Here is a 19966-nt window from a genome sequence, read left to right on the forward strand (position 1 = left end):
GACGGCTCAATCCTCGAAACAGGCGGCGCGGCCATCGGCGCGGATGGTTGCCGCTCCGTCCGCGACCCGACGGGCCTTCCGCTGCATCGCCGCCGATGGCCGCGCGGCACTCCGGTCCTTGGGATTGGGTAGGATCGCGGCGATCCGCGCGGCCTGCGCGGGAGTCAGGTCGGCCGCATCGACGCCGAACCAATGCCGGGCCGCGGCCTGTGCGCCGAATACGCCCTCACCCATCTCGGCCACGTTGAGATAGACCTCGACGATCCGCCGCTTGGGCCAGAGCGTCTCCATCACGGGTGTGATCACGGCCTCGGCGGCCTTTCGCACCCATGACCGCCCCTGCCAGAGAAAGGCGTTCTTCACGACCTGTTGGCTGATGGTCGAGGCGCCGCGATTGGCCCCGGCCTCGATGGCGCTACGGATGGCGTTGACGTCGAACCCCCAGTGACCACAGAAGTTCGCGTCTTCTGCGGCGACCACCGATCGGGCGAGCGACGGGGCGATCGCATCGAGGTCCCGCCAGTCGCGCGACACGGCGCCCAGGCGCCGTTCCTCGGACCAGATGTAAGGCGTCGTCGGCGGGTCGATCCAGCGATAGGCCAACATCCAGACCAGCAGGAGCACCGCGACCGCGGCGACGCCCCGCAGGAGCCAGCCGATGACCCGCCGCACCGCCGCCCCGAGCCGGGTCCGGATCGTCGGTTTCGCCTTGCGGGCACGGCTTGATCGGGAGGTTTTCTTCGCCACGACCCCTCCAACCGCGTCGCCGGGCGCCGGTCAAGGAAAACCCCGCCCGCGACATCGCGGACGGGGTGAGGACATGAAACGGAATACGTCTCTATTCCGCGGGAATCGCGCCGACTTCCTCGGTCAGCGGGGCGGGAAGATGGATCAGCATCTCCTTGGGACAGATCTGCAGGAAGTGCAGCTTCTCGGTCTCCCAGTCTTGCAAGATCGCCCCGGCCTTGCGCGAGCCGGTCTCGGCACGGTGCCGTTCGATGAGACCGCGTAGCTCAGCCTCCCAATGATCGACGGTGACGGGGCAAGTCACGAGCGTTTCGGGGTTCATCAGGCTCGGGGCGACGCCGTCGGGGTCGTAGAGATACGCCATCCCGCCGGTCATGCCGGCGCCGAAATTGGCGCCGATCTCGCCCAGGATGACGGCCACCCCTCCGGTCATGTACTCGCAACCGTTCGAGCCGCAGCCCTCGATCACGACCTTCGCGCCGGAGTTGCGCACCGCGAACCGCTCGCCCGCCCGGCCCGCGGCGAAAAGGTATCCGTCCGTCGCGCCATAAAGCACCGTGTTTCCGATGATGACGTTGGCGTCCGCTTTGAGCGGCGAGGCCATCGGCGGGCGCACCACGACCGTGCCGCCGGAGAGGCCCTTGCCGACATAGTCGTTGGCGTCGCCCGAGACCTCGATCTTCATGCCGGGGGCCAGGAATGCGCCGAGCGATTGACCCGCCGAGCCCTGAAGCTTGACGTGGAGGTGGTCGGGCTGGAGCCCGTTCCGCATCCCGAACTTCGACACGATATGGCTCGAGGTGCGCGTGCCGACCGTGCGGAGCGTGTTTTGCACCGCGTAGGACAGCTGCATCTTCTCGCCATCGTCGAGGAAGCGCTGCGCGTCCTGCACGATCTGCGCGTCGAGCGTATCCAGCACCGTGTTGCGCGGCTTGGCGCGATCGTACTCGATCCGGTCCGCGCCATCGACGGTGATAAGGAGCGGGTTCAGGTCGAGATCGTCCAGATGTGCGGAGCCGCGCGAGACCTGCGTCAGAAGGTCCGCGCGCCCGATCACGTCGTCGAGCGACCGCGCCCCGATCTCGGCCAGGATTTCGCGCACCTCCTGGGCGTAGAAGGTGATGAGGTTCACGACCTTGTCGGCGGTGCCGGTGAACTTGGCCCGAAGCTCGGGGTTCTGGGTGCAGACGCCGACGGGACAGGTGTTCGACTGGCACTGGCGCACCATGATGCAGCCCATCGCGATCAGCGCGGCGGTGCCGATGCCGTATTCCTCGGCCCCCATCATCGCGGCCATGACGATGTCGCGCCCCGTGCGCAGCCCGCCATCGGTGCGCAGCGTCACGCGGGATCGCAGGTTGTTCATCGCCAGCACCTGATGCGCTTCGGTCAGGCCCATCTCCCACGGAAGGCCCGCATATTTGATGCTGGTCGCGGGGCTGGCCCCGGTGCCGCCGTTGTGGCCGGAGATCAGGATGACGTCGGCCTTCGCCTTGGCGACCCCGGCCGCGATCGTGCCCACGCCCGAGGACGCAACCAGCTTCACCGTCACCTTTGCCCGCGGGTTGATCTGCTTGAGGTCGTAGATCAGCTGCGCGAGGTCCTCGATCGAATAGATGTCGTGATGCGGCGGCGGAGAGATCAGCGTGACGCCCTTGGTGGAGTGCCGTAGCCGCGCGATCAGGTCGGTGACCTTCATGCCCGGAAGCTGACCGCCCTCGCCGGGCTTGGCGCCCTGTGCGACCTTGATCTCGAGCTCCTCGCAATGGTTCAGGTACTCGGCGGTGACGCCGAAGCGTCCCGATGCCACCTGCTTGATCTTGGCAGACGGGTTGTCCCCATTGGGCTCGGGGACGAAATGCGCTGGATCCTCGCCGCCCTCGCCCGAATCCGATTTCGCGCCGATCCGGTTCATCGCCACATTGAGAAGCTTGTGTGCCTCTGGCGAGAGCGCGCCAAGCGACATGCCCGGCGTCACGAAGCGCTTGCGGATCGAGGTGATGCTCTCGACCTCCTCGATTGGGATCGACTTCCCCATCGGCTTGATCGCCAGCAGGTCGCGCAGATGGATCGGCGGGTTGGCCTGCATCGCGCCCGAGAACTGCTTCCACAGCTCGAAGGACCCCCGGTCGCAGGCCGCCTGCAGCATGTGCATCGTCTGCGCTTCCCAAGCGTGCTTCTCGCCCGAACGCCGCGCCTTGTAGAAGCCGCCGATGGGCAGGACGTTGGACGTGCCCTGCCAGCCCTGCGCGTGGACCTGCTCGGCCTTCCGCTGGAGGCCGGTCGTCCCGATCCCGGAAATCCGGCTCAGCATGCCGGGGAAATACTCCGCCACCATCGCACGGCTGAGGCCGACCGCCTCGAAGTTGAGACCGCCCCGGTAAGAGGAGATGACGGAAATCCCCATCTTCGCCATGATCTTCAGGAGGCCCGCGTCGATCGCCGCGCGATACCGCGCGACCGCCTCGTCCAGCGAGCAATCCAGAAGCCCGCGTGAAATGCGATCGGCCAAGCTGTCCTGCGCGAGATAGGCGTTCACCGTCGTCGCGCCGCAGCCGATCAGCACCGCGAAGTAATGCGGGTCGATGCACTCCGCCGAGCGCACGTTGATCGAGCAGAACGTCCGCAGCCCCTTCCGCGTCAGCCAGGAATGCACCGCGCTGGTGGCCAGGATCATCGGCATCGCGACCTTGTCGTCGCCCTGGAACCGGTCGGTCAGGACGATATGGCCCGCACCCGACCGGACGGCATCCTCGGCCTCGGCCCGGATCCGCTCCAGCCCGTCGCGCAGCGCGTTGGCCGCGCCACCGGCGGGGAAGGTGCAATCGATGGTGGTGACGGAGTCCTCGAAATGCTCGAACATCGCCTGGAACTGGGCGTTGCCGACAAAGGGACTGTCGAGGACGAGGATCTCGGTCTGGCTGCTGTCCTGATCCAGCACGTTCTTGAGATTGCCGAACCGCGTCTTGAGGCTCATCACGCGGAACTCGCGCAGACTGTCGATCGGCGGATTCGTGACCTGGCTGAAGCTCTGACGGAAGAAATGGCTAAGCGGGCGGTACTTCTCGGACAGGACCGCCGAGGGCGTATCGTCGCCCATGGAGGCCAGCGTCTCCTTGCCGTCCTCGGCCATGGGCGCGAGGATCTGCTCCAACTCCTCGACCGAATACCCGGCCGCGACCTGCCGCGTGCGCAGCTCGGCGCCGTCATGGATCGCCGTCTCGCTGACGCCCTTGGTCACTTCCTCGAGGTCGGTGATCTTCTCGACCCATTCGCCGAAGGGCAGCGTCGCGGCCAGTTCGTCCTTCAGCTCCTGATCGTGGAAGAGCTTGCCGGTCGTCATGTCGACCGCGATCATCTGGCCGGGGCCCAGCGCGCCCTTCTCGATCACCTTGGATTCGTCGACCGGCACCATGCCCGTCTCGGATCCCGCGATCAGGAGGCCGTCGCCCGACACGGTATAGCGCATCGGCCGCAGCCCGTTGCGATCCAAGCCTGCGCAGACCCAGCGCCCGTCGGTCATGGCCAGCGCGGCGGGACCGTCCCACGGCTCCATCACCGAGTTGCAGTAGGAATACATGTCGCGCCACGCCTGCGGCAGCTCGACCGCCTGTTGCGACCAGCTCTCGGGGACCAGCATCGTCTTGGCCATCGGCGCATTGCGGCCCGCGCGCACCAGCACCTCGAACACCGAATCGAGCGCGGCACTGTCGCTGGCACCCTGCGGCACGATCGGCTTGATGTCGCCCGCATGATCCCCGAACGCGCCACCGGCCATCCGGATCTCGTGGGACTTCATCCAATTGACGTTGCCCTTGAGCGTGTTGATCTCGCCGTTATGGGCGAGCATCCGGAAGGGCTGCGCCAGCCACCATTGCGGGAACGTGTTCGTCGAATAGCGCTGGTGATAGATCGCGAAGGCGCTCTCGAACCGCTCGTCCTTGAGGTCGGGATAGAACTCGGCCACCTGCTCGGCCAGCATCATGCCCTTGTAAATGATCGACCGGCAGCTCAGCGACGCGAGGTAGAGCCCGCCGATCTGCGACGCGATGGCGGCCTTCTCGATTCGCCGCCGGATGACATAGAGCTCGCGCTCGAACGTTTCCTCGTCCACGCCCTTGGCGTTCGAGATCAGGATCTGCTCGATCTCGGGCCGGGTGGCGTTGGCCTTCTCGCCCAGCACCTCGATATTCACCGGAACATGCCGCCAGCCGTAGATGTAGTGCCCCATCCGCAGCACTTCGGTCTCGACGATCGTGCGGCAGGTTTCCTGCGCGCCGAAATCGTTGCGCGGCAGGAAGACCTGGCCGACGGCCAGCGCCTCGTCGCGGACGGTGTGACCCGTGCGCGCAACCTGCTCGCCGAAGAATTTGAACGGAATCTGGACGTGGATGCCCGCGCCGTCGCCGGTCTTGCCGTCGGCATCGACCGCGCCCCGGTGCCAGATGGCCTTCAGCGCGTCGATCCCGGCCTGCACGACCTTGCGTGACTTCTTGCCCTTGATGTCCACGACGAGGCCCACACCACAGGACGCATGTTCGGACTCCTCATGATAGAGACTGGTCTCAGCCGTCTTCGCCCGCCGCGCCAGCTCGTCGCGCTCCCATTCGGTGAACCAATGCGTCATGGGTCGTCTCCTTCGACGAAAAGCGAACGGGCCTCGTATTCGGCGCGCGTCGCGGTTGCATGGTCGCCGGCGAGCCGCGCATAGGCGGGCGCCCGGTCGATATAGATCTCGGAGATCAGCGGGAAATCGGCGGCGGCCGCGAAGACCCCCGGCGCGAACTCGTAATCCGCATCCCCGTCGGTGTCGCGGAACCACAGATGGCTGCCGCAGGTCGGACAGAAGGCCCGCTCGGCAAATTTCGACGAGGCGTAGGTCGCGACGGCTCCGGTCACGGTGACGCCCGCCGGGTCGACGGCGAACCCGCCCTGCACCACGCCGGACCAGCGACGACACATCGCGCAATGGCAGGCACCGACAGCGGCGACATGGGGGCCGTCGACGAGGATCTGCACGCGGCCGCACAGGCACCGACCGTCCAGACGGCCGACCCGGCGATAGGGAGTGACATCGACGCTCATGTCGTCAATTCCCTTGAATAGCGTCTGAAGAACGTCGTCACGCGCTTGGTCCGCCCGAGAACGATCGCCGTGATCACGTTGCTCAAATGGCCCGCAGCCTTGAGGCGTCCGGCCACGTTATGCGCCCGTCCGGGGAGGACGAAGCGGTGCAGCCGTTCGTGCTCCGGCAGCAGGTCGAGATGTGCCATGTCCGCCTCGCAGCCCTTCGCCGCGGCGACGTAGAACTCCGCATCGACCGCGCCCACCAGGTCGGCGGTGGACCGGATCGGCAGCGGCCCGAACGTGGCGGCGACGTCGGGCCAGCGCGTATCCCGCAGGATTCCATGATCCATCGAGACCTGCGGAGAGAACGCGATGGCGCGCCGGACGGGCAGGTCGCGCGTCGCCAGCATGGAACCGAAGCCCCCCATCGAGTTGCCCAGCGTCACCAGCTCGGTCGTCTTCTCGACCGCCGTCACGTCGCTGACCAATCGGACGATCCGGTCCCAAAGGCCCGGCGTGGCGTACCAGCTCTGGCGGCGATCGGTGACGAAGAGGACGTCGTTGGCCCCACCGCCCGACGCGCTGGCCGCGAATTCGTCGAGCTGCGCACCGCCGAACCCCGCGCCGATACCCGTGAACACGACGACGAGACGGCCCGAGATCCCCTTCAGGAACCGGACGCGCAGATCATCGTCGCGCAGGACGTCTTCGATGGGCAGGGTCATGGGCGCGACCTCAGCGCCGACGGCCGGCGATCGGACGACGCCGATTGGGGCTGTCACCGTTCATTCCGCCGCGACCGTGCTCTGGTTCGCCGCCAGCCGGTCGAGGATCGCCTCGGCCGCCTCGCGCCCGTCGCGGATGGCCCAGACCACCAGCGAGGCACCGCGCACGATATCGCCGACGGCATAGACACCGTCGAGCCCGGTCTCGTGGGTGCGGAAATCGGCCTTCACCGTGCCCCAGCGCGTGACCTCGAGCTCCGGGGCACCCCAGAGCGTCGGTAGGTCCTCGGGCTCGAAGCCGAGCGCCTTGATGACGAGATCCGCCTCTTCGAGGTAGTCGGCCCCCTCGATGATCTCGGGACGCTGACGCCCGGTGGCATCGGCCTCGCCCAGCCGCATCTTCTGGACCATGACGCCCTTGATCGGCGCGACCTGGCCCGTCTCGGCGGTGTCGACGACGGGATGCACCTCGAAGCCGCCGGGCGCGGTCAGCCAGACGAATTCGACGCCCTCTTCCTCGGCGTTCTGAACCTCGCGCTGCGAGCCGGGCATGTTGGCCCGATCCCTGCGATAGAGACACTTCACGCTGGTCGCGCCCTGACGGATCGCCGTGCGGACGCAATCCATCGCGGTATCGCCACCACCGATGACGACGACGCGCTTTCCCTTCGCATCCATCTCGCCGCTTTCGAATTCGGGGACGTCGTCGCCGAAATACTTCTTCGACGACACGGTCAGGTAGTCGATGGCGCGCACGACACCCGGCGCATTCGAATTCGCCTCGTCCAGTTCGCGCGATTTGTAGACGCCGGTTGCGACGATGACGGCGTGATGCTCGGCCCGGATTTCCTCGAACCCGATGTCGCGCCCGACCTCGACGCCCAGCTCGAAGGCCACGCCGCCCTCGGCCAACTGATCGTTGCGCCGGGTGACGATCTCCTTCTCCAGCTTGAAGCCGGGAATGCCGTAGCTCAAAAGGCCGCCCGCCCGGTCGTAGCGGTCATAGACCGTGACCTGTACGCCCGCGCGCCGCAGCATGTCCGCCGCCGCCAGCCCGCCGGGCCCGGCGCCGATGATGCCGACGCTCTCGCTCCGTTCGATACGCGGCGCGATGGCGGGCACCCAGCCGTTCTCGAAGGCGGTATCCGTGATGTACTTCTCGACCGCGCCGATGGTGACGGTGCCGTGGCCCGACTGCTCGATGACGCAGTTTCCTTCGCAGAGACGGTCCTGCGGGCAGATGCGGCCGCAGATCTCGGGGAAGGTGTTGGTCGCCTGACTGATCTCGTAGGCCTCTTGGAGCCGCCCTTCGGCGGTCAGGCGGAGCCAGTCGGGGATGTTGTTGTGCAGCGGGCAGTGGGTCTGGCAATAGGGCACGCCGCACTGGCTGCATCGCGCGGCCTGCTCCTCGGCCCGCGCCGTCGCGAACTCGCGGTAGATCTCGCCGAAATCGTCGGTCCGATCCTCGGCGTCGCGCTTTTCGGGCGTCTGCCGGTCGACCGTCACGAAACGGAGCATCTTGTTCGCCATACCACCTCCAGGACCAGACGCCTTCCATACACAAGGCCTCCGTCGATATAAAGTCAGCTTTACTGACCCATTTGTCGGATTTTCTACGCGCATCCGCGGATCTCCGCAAGCATCCGCCGTATATTAGGACCGGGTCGGTCCCATACCTGCGCTTTCCCTGCCTGCACGGGTGATTCACACTGCGCGCAAACAAGGCGAATCGAGCAATGGCCCTCTGGCATCTCTTCCTTCTGGCCGTCCTTCAGGGCGTGACGGAGTTCCTTCCGGTCTCCTCCTCGGGGCATCTCATCCTGCTGCCCGCGCTGACCGGGCTGGCGGATCAGGGACCGGTTCTCGATGTGGCGGTGCATGTCGGCACGCTGGGGGCCGTGATCCTCTACTTCCGGTCCGATGTCGCGCGCGCGCTGGCCGGGATGCTGGGGCTATTGCAGGGGCGGAAGGATGCGGACACGCGGCTCGCCGCCGGACTGGCGATCGCGACGATCCCTGTGATCCTCGCCGGGCTGGCGATCAAGCTGACCGTAGGTGCCGAGGCCATGCGCTCGGTCGCGGTGATCGGGTGGGCCATGCTGGGCTTCGGCCTCCTGCTCTGGTGGTTCGACCGGCGGGGCGCGCAGGTAAAGGGCCTCGTGGACTGGACGCCGCGCGCCGCGCTGACGCTCGGGCTCTGGCAGGCCGTCGCCCTCATCCCCGGCACGTCGCGCTCGGGGATCTGCATCACCGGCGCGCGCGCCATGGGCTACGAGCGGTCCGAGGCGGCGCGGATCGCAATGCTGATGTCGATCCCGACGATCCTCGCCTCCGGTGTCCTGGTGGGGCTCGACGTGGTCGGTGAGGCCGATGGCGCGCTGGGCCGCGATGCCGGCATCGCCGCCGTCCTGTCCTTCGGCGCGGCCCTTGTGGCGCTCCAGCTGATGTTCCGCCTGCTGCGGTCGGTCAGCTTTACGCCCTACGTCATCTATCGCATCGCCCTGGGGCTGTTCCTGTTGGCCTGGGCCTACACCTAACCCGGAACGACGCGGGCGGGTGCCGCGACGCCGACGAACTCCGTCTCCAGAAGGTCCACCGAGCGCGCGGCGACCAGCACGGCCCACCCCCCGAAGAGGTTCGCCACCACCGCCGCTCCGAGGATACCCGGATAGCCGAAGAGCGTGACGCCCAACCACGCGAGCGGCACGTAGATCGCGAGGACCCGCGCCACCGACAGAACCATCGCGTGCCCCGAGCGCGAGATCGCGTTCAGTGCAGCGTTGCCGGTTACCAGCATCCCGAAGCCGAAGATCGACCAGCCGACGACCCGGAGATAGGACGCGGCGGCTTCGGTGCTTTCCTCTCCCGCGCCGAACGCGGTGGCGATGGGTCCGGCGAAGAAGGTCAGGACGAGCGCCACGAGAAGTCCGTAGCCGACAGAGAAGATCAGGCACTGCTTCAGGGCCAGCCGCGCGCGATCATGCGCCTCGGCGCCCCAGTTCTGACCCACCACCGGACCGATCCCCGAAGACAGCGCCAGAAGCGGAACCGACAGGACGCTCTCGACCCGCGTCGCCGCGCCGAAGCCGCCGACCGCGTTGGCACCCACCGTCGCCACCGCCGCCGTCACCAGCGCCATGCCAGCCGGGTTGATCGCGTTCGACGTGGCCGCCGGGCCGCCGACGCCCGCGATGGCCTTGACGTTGGACCAGAGGTTGCGCAGTGGCGCCGTGCAGGGGTTGAGGATGCCGTTGCGCCATGCCAGCCAGAACGCCACGCCCGAACCCGCGACCATCGCCACGAGTGTGCCCAGCGCCGCGCCCGCGATCCCGAGTTCCGGTGCCGGGCCGAGCCCGAGGATGAAGACCGGCGTCGTCGCGACGTTCACGATGGCCGAGGCCACCATCACCATCGCCGAGGTGCCGCCATTGCCATGGGCCCGGAACACCGCGTTGATGAGCATCATCGAGACGAGGAACGGGAAGGCCACGCACCAGAGCGGCGTATAGCGAAGCGCCGCGTCGAGAACCCCGCCATCGGCCCCGAGCATGCCCAGCAGCCAGCGATCCGCCAGCCAGAAGATCAGCGCGGCGAGTGTCGCTAACACGAGGCCGAGGCCCAGCGCGTGGAGCCCGCGCCGGGTGACGTCGTTATCGTCTTCCTTGCGGCCGAGGGCCTGGCTGATGACCGCCCCCGCCCCCGCCGAGAGACCGATGGAAAGCGACGCGATGGCGGTCGTGACGGGATAGATGAACCCCACGGCGGCCAGCGCTTCGGGCGACACCTTGGCCAAGAAATAGGCATCGACCAGCCCGGTCGAGAGGACGGCGGCGATACCCAGCATCATCGGTCCCGACAGGCGGGCAAGGGCGATCCAGACCGGGCCTTCGGTCAGGTCTCTGGTGTTTTGCGCCATCGGGGGTCCTGTCAGCTTGTCTGCGCGGACCTAGTGCGCAACCCGGCGCGGTCAGGTGCGCAGGTTGCGGGCGCTCTCCTTGATCTCGGCATATTGCCCGGACGGCCGGAAGCGCCAAAGGTAATCGGGCAGCACCGCCTCCATCGCGGTGGGCTCGATGCCCAGTTCGGCAAAGCCCGGATGATCGCCGCCCACCACGTTGTCCCGCGCGAGGTTGCGGACCTGGTCGCGGGTCAGCACGCCGTTGCGCAGCGCGCCGAAGGTCACGAACTGCAACCCGTCGAGCAGCGTCGCCATGATGCGGGCCACCCAGAAGGGCACGCCGAGAACCAGCGCGCGCCGTCGGATCGTGCGCAGCATCGTCTGCATCAGCTCGCGGAAGGTATCGACATCCGGCCCGCCCAGTTCGTGGATGCCGGGCGTGGTCTTCCCCGCGAGCGCCAGTTCGGCGGCATGGGCGACGTCATCGACATAGACCGGCTGGAACCGGGTGTTCGGACCGACCACCGGCAGGACCGGACCCAGCCGCGCCATGGACGCGAAGCGGTTGAAGAACTCGTCTTCGGGACCGAACACGATGGACGGGCGCAGGATCACCGCTTCGGGGACATGTCGCAGGACCGCGGCCTCGCCCTCGGCCTTGCTGCGGGCATAGTCGCTGTCGCTCGCGTCGTCGGCGCCGATGGCCGAGATCTGGACGAGCCGCCGGATGCCCGCCGCAGCGGAAAGCCGCGCGACCCGCTCGGCGCCATCGGCCTGCACCGCGTCAAAGGTCTGGCGGCCGCCTTCGGCGAGGATGCCGACGCAGTTCACGGCGGCATCGGCCCCCATCAGCGCGGCGGCGACGCTGGCGTCGTCGCGGATGTTGGCGAAGACCGGCTCGACCTGTCCGACGCGGCCGTACATGCGGACGAAATGCGCCTCGTTCGGGCGGCGAACGGCGACCCGGACCCGCCAGCCCGCCTTGGCCATCCGGCGCGCGATATAGCGTCCGACGAAGCCGGAACCGCCGAAGATGGTGACGAGCTTCTGCATGGGGTCACTCCTGTCCGATGGGCCCGCGATACCCCCGCCCGCCATGCCAGACAAGGGCGGCGAAATATCGCGCGGGGGCGATTGACAGCGCGCAGGCGCAGTTATACCTCGCCTCCACCGTGGATGCCCAGGTGGCGGAATTGGTAGACGCGCTGGCTTCAGGTGCCAGTTCTCGCAAGGGAGTGGAAGTTCGAGTCTTCTCCTGGGCACCACGGTCTACCACACGAAACGCCCAGCCCCCGCGCTGGGCGTTCGCGTTTCCGGGAGGCCGCCATGACCATCGCCCAATCCGACATTACCCTTCACGCGCGCGACCTGCCGGACGGGATGAGCTTCCCCGACGGCGTCGCCATCGATTGCGAGACGATGGGCCTCAACCCCCATCGCGACCGCCTCTGCCTCGTGCAGCTTTCGGGCGGCGACGGGCACGCGCATCTCGTGCAGGTTGAGAAGGGGCAGACCTCGGCGCCGAACCTCGAGGCGCTTCTGAGGGACGAGAGCGTCACCAAGCTCTTCCATTTCGGGCGCTTCGACATCGCCGCGATGTTCCACGCCTTCGGCGCGCTGGCCGAGCCGGTCTGGTGCTCGAAGATCGCGTCGCGGCTGGTGCGGACCTATACCGACCGACACGGACTCAAGGCGCTCCTGTCGGAATGCCTCGGCGTCGATATCTCGAAGTTGCAGCAGACCTCCGACTGGGGCGCCGAGGAGCTGAGCGAGGCGCAGATGGCCTATGCCGCTTCGGACGTGCTGTATCTCCACCGCCTGCGCGAGGTGTTGGACGCCCGCCTCGCGCGCGAAGGCCGGACGGATATCGCGCAGGCCTGCTTCGACTTTCTTCCGACCCGCGCCCGGCTCGACCTGATCGGCTATCTCGAGACGGACATCTTCGCGCATTCCTGACAGAAGGGGCCGCATGGCCACGCCCGATCGCACCCGCGGCACCCATAGCCGCATCGTCCGGATCGCGACGATCGTATTGCCGGTCGGAGCGCTGGCCCTTTTGTCGACGCTGTTCCTCCTGGCGCGCACGGTGGACCCGAACGACGCAATCCCCTTCGCCGAGGTCGACGTCTCGGAGCGCGCGCGCGACCAGCAATTGACCGCGCCGCGCCTGACGGGCCTGGCGGGCGACGGCACCGCCTTCGTGCTGTCGGCGGCGAGCGCGCGGCCCGATCCCGACGATCCCCGCCGCATGACCGCCGAGACGATGCGGCTCGTCCTCGAGGGCGACGCCGGTGGACGCGCCGTCGTCTCGGCCCTGCGCGGGCGCGTCGATTCGGGCGAGCGCGCGGTTGATCTCGCGGGGGCCGTCCGGATCCAGACATCGACCGGGTTCACCCTGCGGACCGAACGCCTTCTGGGGTCGTTGGCCGAACTCGACATCGTCTCGCCGGGCGAGGTGACAGGCGACGGACCGCTCGGCGATCTGCGCGCCGGGGGGATGCGGATCGACGAGGATGAGGCCGGTGCCGCCCGGCTGGTCTTCACCGATGGCGTCGATCTGCTATACGTCCCGCCAACCCGATAGGATCCCTGCCCATGCTGCCGCGTCTGACCGCCCTGTTCTTGATGCTCGCCCTGCCGGTGGCCGCGCAGGACGCCCGCGTGGGCTTCGGCGGCGGCAATCACAACGCCGACGCACCGGTCGAGGTCGCGGCCGACAATCTCGAGGTCGATCAGGCCACGGGGCGCGCGGTCCTGACGGGCAATGTCGTGATCGTGCAGGGCGACTTCCGGCTGGCCGCGAACCGCGTCACCGTCGACTATGCGACCGCGGGCGGGGACCGTCGGATCGAGCGGATGAACGCCACTGGTGACGTGCTGATCGTCGCGGGCGAAGACGCCGCCGAAGGACAGACCGCGACCTACACGCTGGGTTCGTCCGATATCGTGCTGACCGGAGACGTCGTGGTCACGCAGGCCGGCAGCACGCTGGCGGGCGACCGGCTTCTGGTCAATCTCGACAGCGGGGCGGGCACCGTGACCGGTCGCGTGCGCACCACGTTGCAGCCATGACCGCACCCGAGGTGATCGAGGGCGGCGGCGGGTTGAAGATCCGCGCGCTGCGGAAGTCCTACAAGAAGCGACCGGTGATCCGCGACGTGTCGATGGACCTCGCGCGCGGAGAGGTCGTGGCCCTGCTGGGACCGAACGGATCGGGCAAGACGACCAGCTTCTACTGCATCGCGGGCCTCGTGACGCCCGATGGCGGCAAGGTCACGCTGGACGGGCAGGACGTAACATGGCTGCCGATGTATCGCCGCGCCAAGGCCGGGATCGGCTATCTGCCGCAGGAGATGTCGATCTTTCGTGGCCTGACGGTCGAGCAGAACATCATGGCCATCCTCGAAGTGGCCGAACCCAAGCGCCACCGCCGCCGCGAGCGGCTGGAGGAGCTGCTGGGCGAGTTCCATATCGAGCATCTGCGCCGCGCCTCGGCGCTGGCCCTGTCGGGCGGCGAGCGGCGCCGCGTCGAGATCGCGCGCTGTCTCGCCGCGAGCCCTCGCTACCTGCTGCTCGACGAGCCCTTCGCCGGGGTCGATCCGATCGCCGTGGGCGACATTCGCGGCCTCGTGGTCGAGCTGAAATCCCGCGGCATCGGCGTGCTCATCACCGATCACAACGTCCGCGAAACCCTCGAGATCGTGGACCGCGCCTACATCCTGCATGACGGCGGCGTGCTGATGTCCGGCAGCCCCGACGAGGTGGTCGCGAACGACAATGTCCGGCGCGTCTATCTGGGCGAGAGCTTCGCGCGCTAGGCACGATCCCGCCCGGCGTCAAGCATTGACAGACGCTCCGCCAAGGCGCCCAATCGGGGGATGGAGCCCCGCTCTCGACATGGTGCCGCGTGCCGCGCACACCCCGACGAGCCGCCGCGCGCAAGCCCGGCCGGGCGCCCCGTTCCACCACGCGGACGGGTGCGCCCCGTCCTCACCACCCCAGGGAGATTCCATGCGCTACCAGATCACCGGAAAGCAGATCGACATCGGCGACGCCCTCCAGACCCACGTTCAGACCGAGCTGGGCACCGTGATGGAGAAATATGCGGGCCGGCCGACCGATGCGCAGGTGACCTTCTCGAAATCGGCGCATGAATATGTCTGCGAGTCGACCGTTCACCTCTCGACCGGGCTGACCGCGACGGCCAAAGCCAAGGCCACGGAGATCTACGCGGCCTTCGACGGCGCCGCCGAAAAGATGGAAAAACAGCTACGTCGCTACAAGCGCCGCCTGAAGAACCACCACCAGGAGCGATCCCAGCCGGTTGAACTTTCGGGCGCTTCCTCGTATATTCTCGCCTCCGAGGAGGGCGAGGACGAACCTGACTCCCTCGCACCCATGATCGTGGCAGAGATGGAGACGAAGATCCCCTCTCTGTCGGTTGGAGAAGCAGTCATGCAGATGGAGCTGGCCGGGGCCCCCGTGCTTGTCTTCAAGAACGAGAAGGGGGGCGGTGTGAACGTGGTCTACCGGCGCGACGATGGAAACGTCGGCTGGATTGACCCCGCCACCGTCACCTGACAACAGGCGCCCGCGTCCCGCGGGGATCGAAACGAGGACAGTCCGGATGATCCTGACCGAAATCTTGGCCCCTGGGGCTGTTAAGGTGTTGCCGAAAGCCAGCAGCAAGAAGCGCTTGTTCTGCGACCTCGCCGGAATCGCGCGCGACGTGCATGGCATCGACTACGACACCGCCTTTTCCGCCCTGCAGGAGCGCGAGACCCTCGGGACCACCGGCGTCGGACATGGCGTCGCGCTGCCGCATGCCCGCCTGCCCGATCTGGACGAGGTGCACGGCGTGTTCGTCCGCCTGGAGCACCCGCTTGATTTCGACGCGATGGACCGCAAGCCCGTGGATATCGTCTTCGCGCTCTTCGCGCCCGAGGGGGCGGGCGTCGCCCATCTCAAGGCGCTGGCTCTGGTTTCGCGGACGTTGCGCGATCCCGGTCTCTGCGCCAAGCTGAGGGCGAACGCGGATCCGGCCATCCTGTTCACCGTCCTGACGGAGATGCAGGCCTCCGAAGCCGCCTGACGCGGGCGCGGGAACGACCGACCCGCGCGCGTCGTTTCCCCGTCGCACCAGACCGGAGGGCTGTGCCATGAATATCGACGACATTCCGACCGGGGCGCCCGTCTTCGCGCGCGAAGGCGACGTCAATATCGGGGCCGTGCGCGGCCATGATGGCGACGCCCTGCTCATCCATTTCGAGAATCACGGCGAAGTCCGGCTGACGCCCGACCAGATCGCGTCGCATCACGACGGCAAGGTGATGCTGAACCTCGCGATGCTGCCCGCCGACCTCGCCGATGCGATAGGCCATGCCCATGACGGCGAGATGCCGGTGGGCAAGATGCCGCCGCTCTGACGCCCTAGCTGTTCGACCATCGGCGAAAGCCGAATTGCAGGAAATCGCGCCGGTAGGCGTCGATGCAGGCGTCCTCCAGCCGCTCGAGCATGTCGCCACCGGCGATGATCGGACGTGGCAGGTCGATCGCCTGCCGGTCGCAGCCCACCAGATCGGCCAGCCGGTTGAGTTCGGCCTGCGCCTCGTGTTCGCGGATGATGCGCTGGGGGATCACCGCCTGCGCCATTCCCGCCAGAAGTGCGGTCTGCGTAGCCCAGTCCGGCGCCACCGGCAGCGAGGACTGCCCCCCGAGATTCGCCTTCAGGAACCGCAGGAAGCCGAGAAACGCCTCGTCCGGGTCGCCATCCAGATCGACGCCATGCTGGTTGGTCAGGATACGGCGCAGCGTGTTGGCCTTGCCGCCCTTGCCCGCCAGCATGTCGCGAAACGCGTCATGTGCCCTCGCCAGCGGATGCCGCAGCAGCGCAAAGCTCACGAAATCCTTGTGGCGCCGCATCCACGGCTTCAGGTCGCGCTGTTTCATGCCGTCCACCGGCGGCGCCCCGTCGAGTCGGGTCATCCAGTCGCGCAGCGCCGCCTCGGGTCCACCGGGCAGCGGCAGCGCCAGAAGCGGGCTAGTCGCGGCGGCCATCAGGGTCGGGACGGCTGCGCTGCGCGCGGGCTCCAGATGGACGGAACGCCCGAGCGCGAAGGGATCGAGCGTCGCGAGATGGGCGCGCATCACGTCCGGGTTGGTAACCTTGTCCTCGATCTCGCCCGGGTTCTGCTTCTTGAGCTTTCCGGGGATCGCGTCCAGTCGGTCGGCGCAGCCGAGGAACGCGGCCAGCCCGTTCAGGACGTCGAGATCGCCGATCTGGTCGTAGTTCAGCCAAAAGGCACTCTGCCCCGTCACCTGCAAGCGGTGGTGCAGCCTGTCCCGAAAGGCGCGCTGCGCCTCGACCAGCGCATCGAAGGCGGCGGCGTCGAAGGGCACGGCCACCGCCTTGGCCATCTTGGGATTCGTCAGCCGCCATTGCCCGGTCTCGGCCGCAATGGCGAGCGAGACGTAGCTTTCGAGAGGATTGCGCGTCAGCACGACCTTGGCGATGGACGCGTCGTCCAGCACCCGGTCCAGGACGCGCGGATCGTGATCGTGAAAGAAGCGGAACCCCGGCAGGCCCGGCTGCGCCAAGAGCGCGTCGAGAAGCGGCATCGGGTCGGCTTCGCGCGCGGCCATGTCGATCCCAAACAGCTCGGTGCGATTGTGCTGGCCGAGAAAGACCGGGTTGAAGACCTCGCCGAAGCAGGTGACACCGTCGAGCGCCGCCAGCGATTCCTCGACATGGTTCGACCCCGTCCGCATCTCGGCGAAGAGGACGAAGGCCCGCGGCTCAGCCGGCATCGCGCACCTCGCGCGGGCGCGTCGGCAGGGCGCTGAAGTCGCCCATCACCTGAGGCTTCATCCCCTCGTTGCGCAGGCGCTGCAGGAAGGCGGGCAGATCCGAAATGTCGCGCATCTCGGGCAGGCCGGTCAGGCGGCGCGGACCGGGGCCGTTGATCTCGTCGATGACGCCCTGCAGCTTCTCGAGCGGTTGGGCGACGAAATCCGCCAACGTCCAGAGATGGACGCGCGCCGCGACGCCCGGGCCGCGCAGGCCCCGCAGGAACGCCAGTTCGGACCGCTGCAGGCGCGCGGCCTCGGCACGGATGTCGGCGAAGGGCGCGCCCGAGGCCGCGAGCGGCACGATCCACGCACCCGAGACCACCGCGATGGTGGCGTTGGGGTCGCGCGCGATGAAAGGCCCGATCTCGGGCGTGTCGCCGGGCCCGTACATGAAGGTCTGCCGCTCGCCCCGCGTCGACCAGACGAGGTTCGTCAGGAACTGGCTGGGACGGTAGTCGCGCAGCTCGGCATCGTCGGGAAGGCACCCGTTCATGATCGTCTCGCCGCCGGCGAAGCGCGCGCCGTCCGGATGGTAGAGATGGCCGTGGATGCGCCCGCCGATGCGCCGCGACAGCCAGTCGCCGAACCCGTCATACAGATCGTCGAGCCCGCTGAAGACGGTATAGCGCGCCGCCGTCAGCCCCGTCTCGTGGCCGGGACGCGGGAAACGCGCCTGCGAATAGAGCCCCGGCCGCCCCATGCCCCGCCGCTCGTTCGCCTTCGAGAAGACGCGGTCGATCTTGCCGGGATTGGGCTCGGCGCGACGCTCCGAGACGCGGCTCTCGGACAGGAACGTCTCGTAGAGAAGGTCCGCTCGCGGCCAGATCTTGCGCGCCATGAAACAATCCGACCGCTCCAGCAGCGCGAGATGATCGTCGTAGAAGACATGCGGTTTGCCCTGGATGTCGAACTTCGACAGCGTCAGCGACCGGCTCTCGATCCGGGACGAATATCGCCGGGCGAGAGACTGGAAATAGCTTTCGTCCGGAATCCAGACCTTGGCGAAATAGGCATCCATCGCGTCCCGGTCCGGCGCGTCCAAGATCGCGCTCAACGTCTTGCGCGTCAGGCACCACCACTGGCTTCCGAGATGGGGCGACACGGCGTCGGGGACCTTGCGCTTGAGACCCAGCTTGCGCTGAAGTTCCACATAGCCATCGAAGAGCTTGCGGTTCTTCCGCCAGGAGAATGGAAAGCGCATCGTGAACCGCTCGGCCTCGAGCCCGTCGATCGTCCAGGTGACCTCCTCGGTGGTGACGCTTTCGATGAAGTCGGTCTCGGGATGGGCGTCGAGATAGGCCCGCAGTTCGCCCGCGGGCCGCAGCGGCAGACAGGAGCCGGACACCAGATAGACATGCTGGATATCGGGGAAATTCGACAGGAGCCGCGTCGCCGCCAGCTGCGTCGCCTTCACCAGCGACCACGCGCCCCATTCGACGCGCACGCGCTTGGAGAACCGGATCATCGGCTCGTCCTGGAAGCGGTCGCGGAACGCGCGGAAGACCTTGCGGGTGACCTTGCCATCGACATGGATCACCACCGGACAGTCGTGCCCGGCCCAGTAGCGCGCGACCTGTTCGGCCCTGTCGAAGGCCGTGTGGACCAGCATGGCGAAGCCGACGCTCATGCCCAGTTCCCCTTGGAAATCAGCCCGAGGATCTCGAGCTGGCGCCAGTTGACGTAGCGCTCGGACCACTTGCACCAGAGGTTCGCCTTGGGATCGAGCCCGTCGGAATAGGCCTTGTATTCGGCCCCGCCGCGATAGTGCTCGGACCGGTCGGCCTCCTCGCGGGCGCGGGCGACCATCAGGTTGAGGAATTTCGCGTGCAGAAGGACGCCCGTCGTCTTCTCGCCGCCATCGGCATCATAGGTGAGGTTCAGGCCGCGCGGCAGAAGCTGATGGGTAGAGCTGATATAAGCGAAGTCGCGGTGCCACTTGACCAGCGGCGTCTTGTTGAGCGCGGGCGCGGCCTTGGGGCGATCCGCGAAGAACGACCGCGCGCGGACGCCGCCCTGTATCCAGAGATTGCCGAAGCGGCCGTTGCGCTCGAACGTGTAGTTTCCGCTGTCGAACCAGGCCGCGATCTCAAACGGGTCCTGCCCCTCGTCATAGGTCTGCGCCCCGAGCGGGCCCTTGGGATACATGTCCAGCAGCATCGAGCCGAAGCTGCGCACGTTGCTCGCATCCAGCCAGTCGGTCAGCGCGCGCAAGGGCCGCGTGTCGCAGAACGGGTAGACCAGGAACTCGTCGACATCGACGGTCAGGCACCAGTGGCGATGTCCGAACCGTCGCTGCAGCCCGTTGAGCCAATCGACCCCGAATTTCGCGCCCGCATAGCTGGCCTTGGTGGTCCAGACCGAAACGTCTTCCTGGGCCGCGAGATATTCGGCCGTGCCGTCATCGCTGCCGTTATCGACGAAGATGAAATGGTCGATGCCCAGCGCGCGGTAGTATTCGAGGAAGTAGGGCAGCCGGATCCGCTCGTTGCGGATGGTCGTGAAACAGAGGATGTCGCTGCGGGCGATCGTGCTCGTCCGGTCCTGAACGCTCGACAGTTCGCGCCGGTGATACCGGGCACGGGCGTGCCAGTACTTGCGCCTCAGGCGCAGGCGATAGGAGGAGATCACGCCCATCCGGCCAGCTCGTCCCTTCTCTCGCCCCCATGCGGCGTACCGCTCG

At 67.4% G+C, this 19966-nt stretch carries 18 protein-coding genes and 1 tRNA gene; 9 read left to right on the forward strand and 10 right to left on the reverse strand.

What is annotated here, in order from left to right; genetic code table 11:
- Window positions 1–6 precede the first annotated feature (6 nt).
- The 5 genes from mtgA to ACK8OR_RS11795 all read right to left on the reverse strand — a co-directional run bounded on the left by mtgA (window position 7) and on the right by ACK8OR_RS11795 (window position 8069).
- Window positions 7–747 carry a monofunctional biosynthetic peptidoglycan transglycosylase gene (mtgA, locus tag ACK8OR_RS11775; protein WP_410189577.1) on the reverse strand — a complete coding sequence of 247 codons (741 nt, stop codon included), beginning with the start codon at window positions 745–747 and terminating at the stop codon, window positions 7–9.
- 91 nt (window positions 748–838) lie between these two features.
- On the reverse strand, window positions 839–5374 hold the full coding sequence (gltB, locus tag ACK8OR_RS11780) for a glutamate synthase large subunit (RefSeq protein WP_410189578.1): 4536 nt from the start codon (window positions 5372–5374) through the stop codon (window positions 839–841).
- Entirely contained in the window at window positions 5371–5832 is a 462-nt protein-coding gene (locus ACK8OR_RS11785) for a GFA family protein (protein ID WP_410189579.1), read from the reverse strand. The genes gltB and ACK8OR_RS11785 overlap by 4 nt, the downstream gene beginning before the upstream one ends.
- Entirely contained in the window at window positions 5829–6539 is a 711-nt protein-coding gene (locus ACK8OR_RS11790) for a hypothetical protein (RefSeq protein ID WP_410189580.1), read from the reverse strand. Before ACK8OR_RS11790 ends, ACK8OR_RS11785 begins: the two co-directional genes overlap by 4 nt.
- 60 nt (window positions 6540–6599) lie before the next feature.
- On the reverse strand, window positions 6600–8069 hold the full coding sequence (locus ACK8OR_RS11795) for an NAD(P)-dependent oxidoreductase (RefSeq protein ID WP_410189581.1): 1470 nt from the start codon (window positions 8067–8069) through the stop codon (window positions 6600–6602).
- 206 nt (window positions 8070–8275) lie between these two features.
- Here ACK8OR_RS11795 and ACK8OR_RS11800 point away from each other — a divergent pair, with 206 nt between their 5' ends.
- Complete coding sequence (locus tag ACK8OR_RS11800; protein ID WP_410189582.1) at window positions 8276–9076, forward strand: undecaprenyl-diphosphate phosphatase; 801 nt, start codon at window positions 8276–8278, stop codon at window positions 9074–9076.
- Here the strand turns inward: ACK8OR_RS11800 and ACK8OR_RS11805 are convergent.
- Both ACK8OR_RS11805 and ACK8OR_RS11810 read right to left on the reverse strand, forming a co-directional pair.
- Complete coding sequence (locus ACK8OR_RS11805) at window positions 9073–10455, reverse strand: MATE family efflux transporter (RefSeq protein ID WP_410189583.1); 1383 nt, start codon at window positions 10453–10455, stop codon at window positions 9073–9075. The two genes, ACK8OR_RS11800 and ACK8OR_RS11805, sit on opposite strands and share 4 nt — an antisense overlap.
- Before the next feature lie 51 nt (window positions 10456–10506).
- Complete coding sequence (locus tag ACK8OR_RS11810) at window positions 10507–11490, reverse strand: complex I NDUFA9 subunit family protein (RefSeq protein ID WP_410189584.1); 984 nt, start codon at window positions 11488–11490, stop codon at window positions 10507–10509.
- A 125-nt stretch (window positions 11491–11615) separates the two neighbouring features.
- Here ACK8OR_RS11810 and ACK8OR_RS11815 point away from each other — a divergent pair.
- The 8 genes from ACK8OR_RS11815 (at window position 11616) to ACK8OR_RS11850 (ending at window position 15863) form a co-directional block, all read left to right on the forward strand.
- Window positions 11616–11702, forward strand: a tRNA-Leu gene (locus ACK8OR_RS11815).
- 61 nt (window positions 11703–11763) lie between these two features.
- Complete coding sequence (locus ACK8OR_RS11820) at window positions 11764–12393, forward strand: ribonuclease D (RefSeq protein ID WP_410189585.1); 630 nt, start codon at window positions 11764–11766, stop codon at window positions 12391–12393.
- Window positions 12394–12406: 13 nt separating this feature from the next.
- On the forward strand, window positions 12407–13021 hold the full coding sequence (gene lptC, locus ACK8OR_RS11825; protein ID WP_410189586.1) for an LPS export ABC transporter periplasmic protein LptC: 615 nt from the start codon (window positions 12407–12409) through the stop codon (window positions 13019–13021).
- An 11-nt stretch (window positions 13022–13032) separates the two neighbouring features.
- On the forward strand, window positions 13033–13509 hold the full coding sequence (gene lptA / locus ACK8OR_RS11830) for a lipopolysaccharide transport periplasmic protein LptA (RefSeq protein WP_410189587.1): 477 nt from the start codon (window positions 13033–13035) through the stop codon (window positions 13507–13509).
- Window positions 13506–14255 carry an LPS export ABC transporter ATP-binding protein gene (gene lptB / locus ACK8OR_RS11835; protein WP_410189588.1) on the forward strand — a complete coding sequence of 250 codons (750 nt, stop codon included), beginning with the start codon at window positions 13506–13508 and terminating at the stop codon, window positions 14253–14255. The genes lptA and lptB overlap by 4 nt, the downstream gene beginning before the upstream one ends.
- Window positions 14256–14448: 193 nt before the next feature.
- On the forward strand, window positions 14449–15018 hold the full coding sequence (gene hpf, locus ACK8OR_RS11840) for a ribosome hibernation-promoting factor, HPF/YfiA family (protein WP_410189589.1): 570 nt from the start codon (window positions 14449–14451) through the stop codon (window positions 15016–15018).
- A gap of 46 nt (window positions 15019–15064) precedes the next feature.
- Window positions 15065–15529: a PTS sugar transporter subunit IIA gene (locus ACK8OR_RS11845; protein ID WP_410189590.1), complete on the forward strand. Its 465-nt coding sequence runs from the start codon at window positions 15065–15067 to the stop codon at window positions 15527–15529.
- A gap of 67 nt (window positions 15530–15596) precedes the next feature.
- Window positions 15597–15863 carry a hypothetical protein gene (locus ACK8OR_RS11850; RefSeq protein WP_410189591.1) on the forward strand — a complete coding sequence of 89 codons (267 nt, stop codon included), beginning with the start codon at window positions 15597–15599 and terminating at the stop codon, window positions 15861–15863.
- A 4-nt stretch (window positions 15864–15867) separates the two neighbouring features.
- On the opposite strand, the gene ACK8OR_RS11855 is transcribed toward ACK8OR_RS11850, so the two are convergent.
- The 3 genes from ACK8OR_RS11855 to ACK8OR_RS11865 are packed head-to-tail and all read right to left on the reverse strand — an operon-like array spanning window position 15868 to window position 19920.
- Window positions 15868–17244 carry a nodulation protein NodH gene (locus ACK8OR_RS11855; RefSeq protein WP_410189592.1) on the reverse strand — a complete coding sequence of 459 codons (1377 nt, stop codon included), beginning with the start codon at window positions 17242–17244 and terminating at the stop codon, window positions 15868–15870.
- Window positions 17234–18913 (reverse strand): DUF5927 domain-containing protein, encoded by a 1680-nt coding sequence (locus ACK8OR_RS11860; protein WP_410189593.1) that lies wholly within the window; start codon window positions 18911–18913, stop codon window positions 17234–17236. The genes ACK8OR_RS11855 and ACK8OR_RS11860 overlap by 11 nt, the downstream gene beginning before the upstream one ends.
- Window positions 18910–19920 carry a glycosyltransferase family 2 protein gene (locus ACK8OR_RS11865; protein WP_410189594.1) on the reverse strand — a complete coding sequence of 337 codons (1011 nt, stop codon included), beginning with the start codon at window positions 19918–19920 and terminating at the stop codon, window positions 18910–18912. The genes ACK8OR_RS11860 and ACK8OR_RS11865 overlap by 4 nt, the downstream gene beginning before the upstream one ends.
- Between the last annotated feature and the right edge of the window lie 46 nt (window positions 19921–19966).

Source organism: Jannaschia halovivens (assembly GCF_046452375.1).
Taxonomy (GTDB): Bacteria; Pseudomonadota; Alphaproteobacteria; order Rhodobacterales; family Rhodobacteraceae; genus Jannaschia; species Jannaschia halovivens.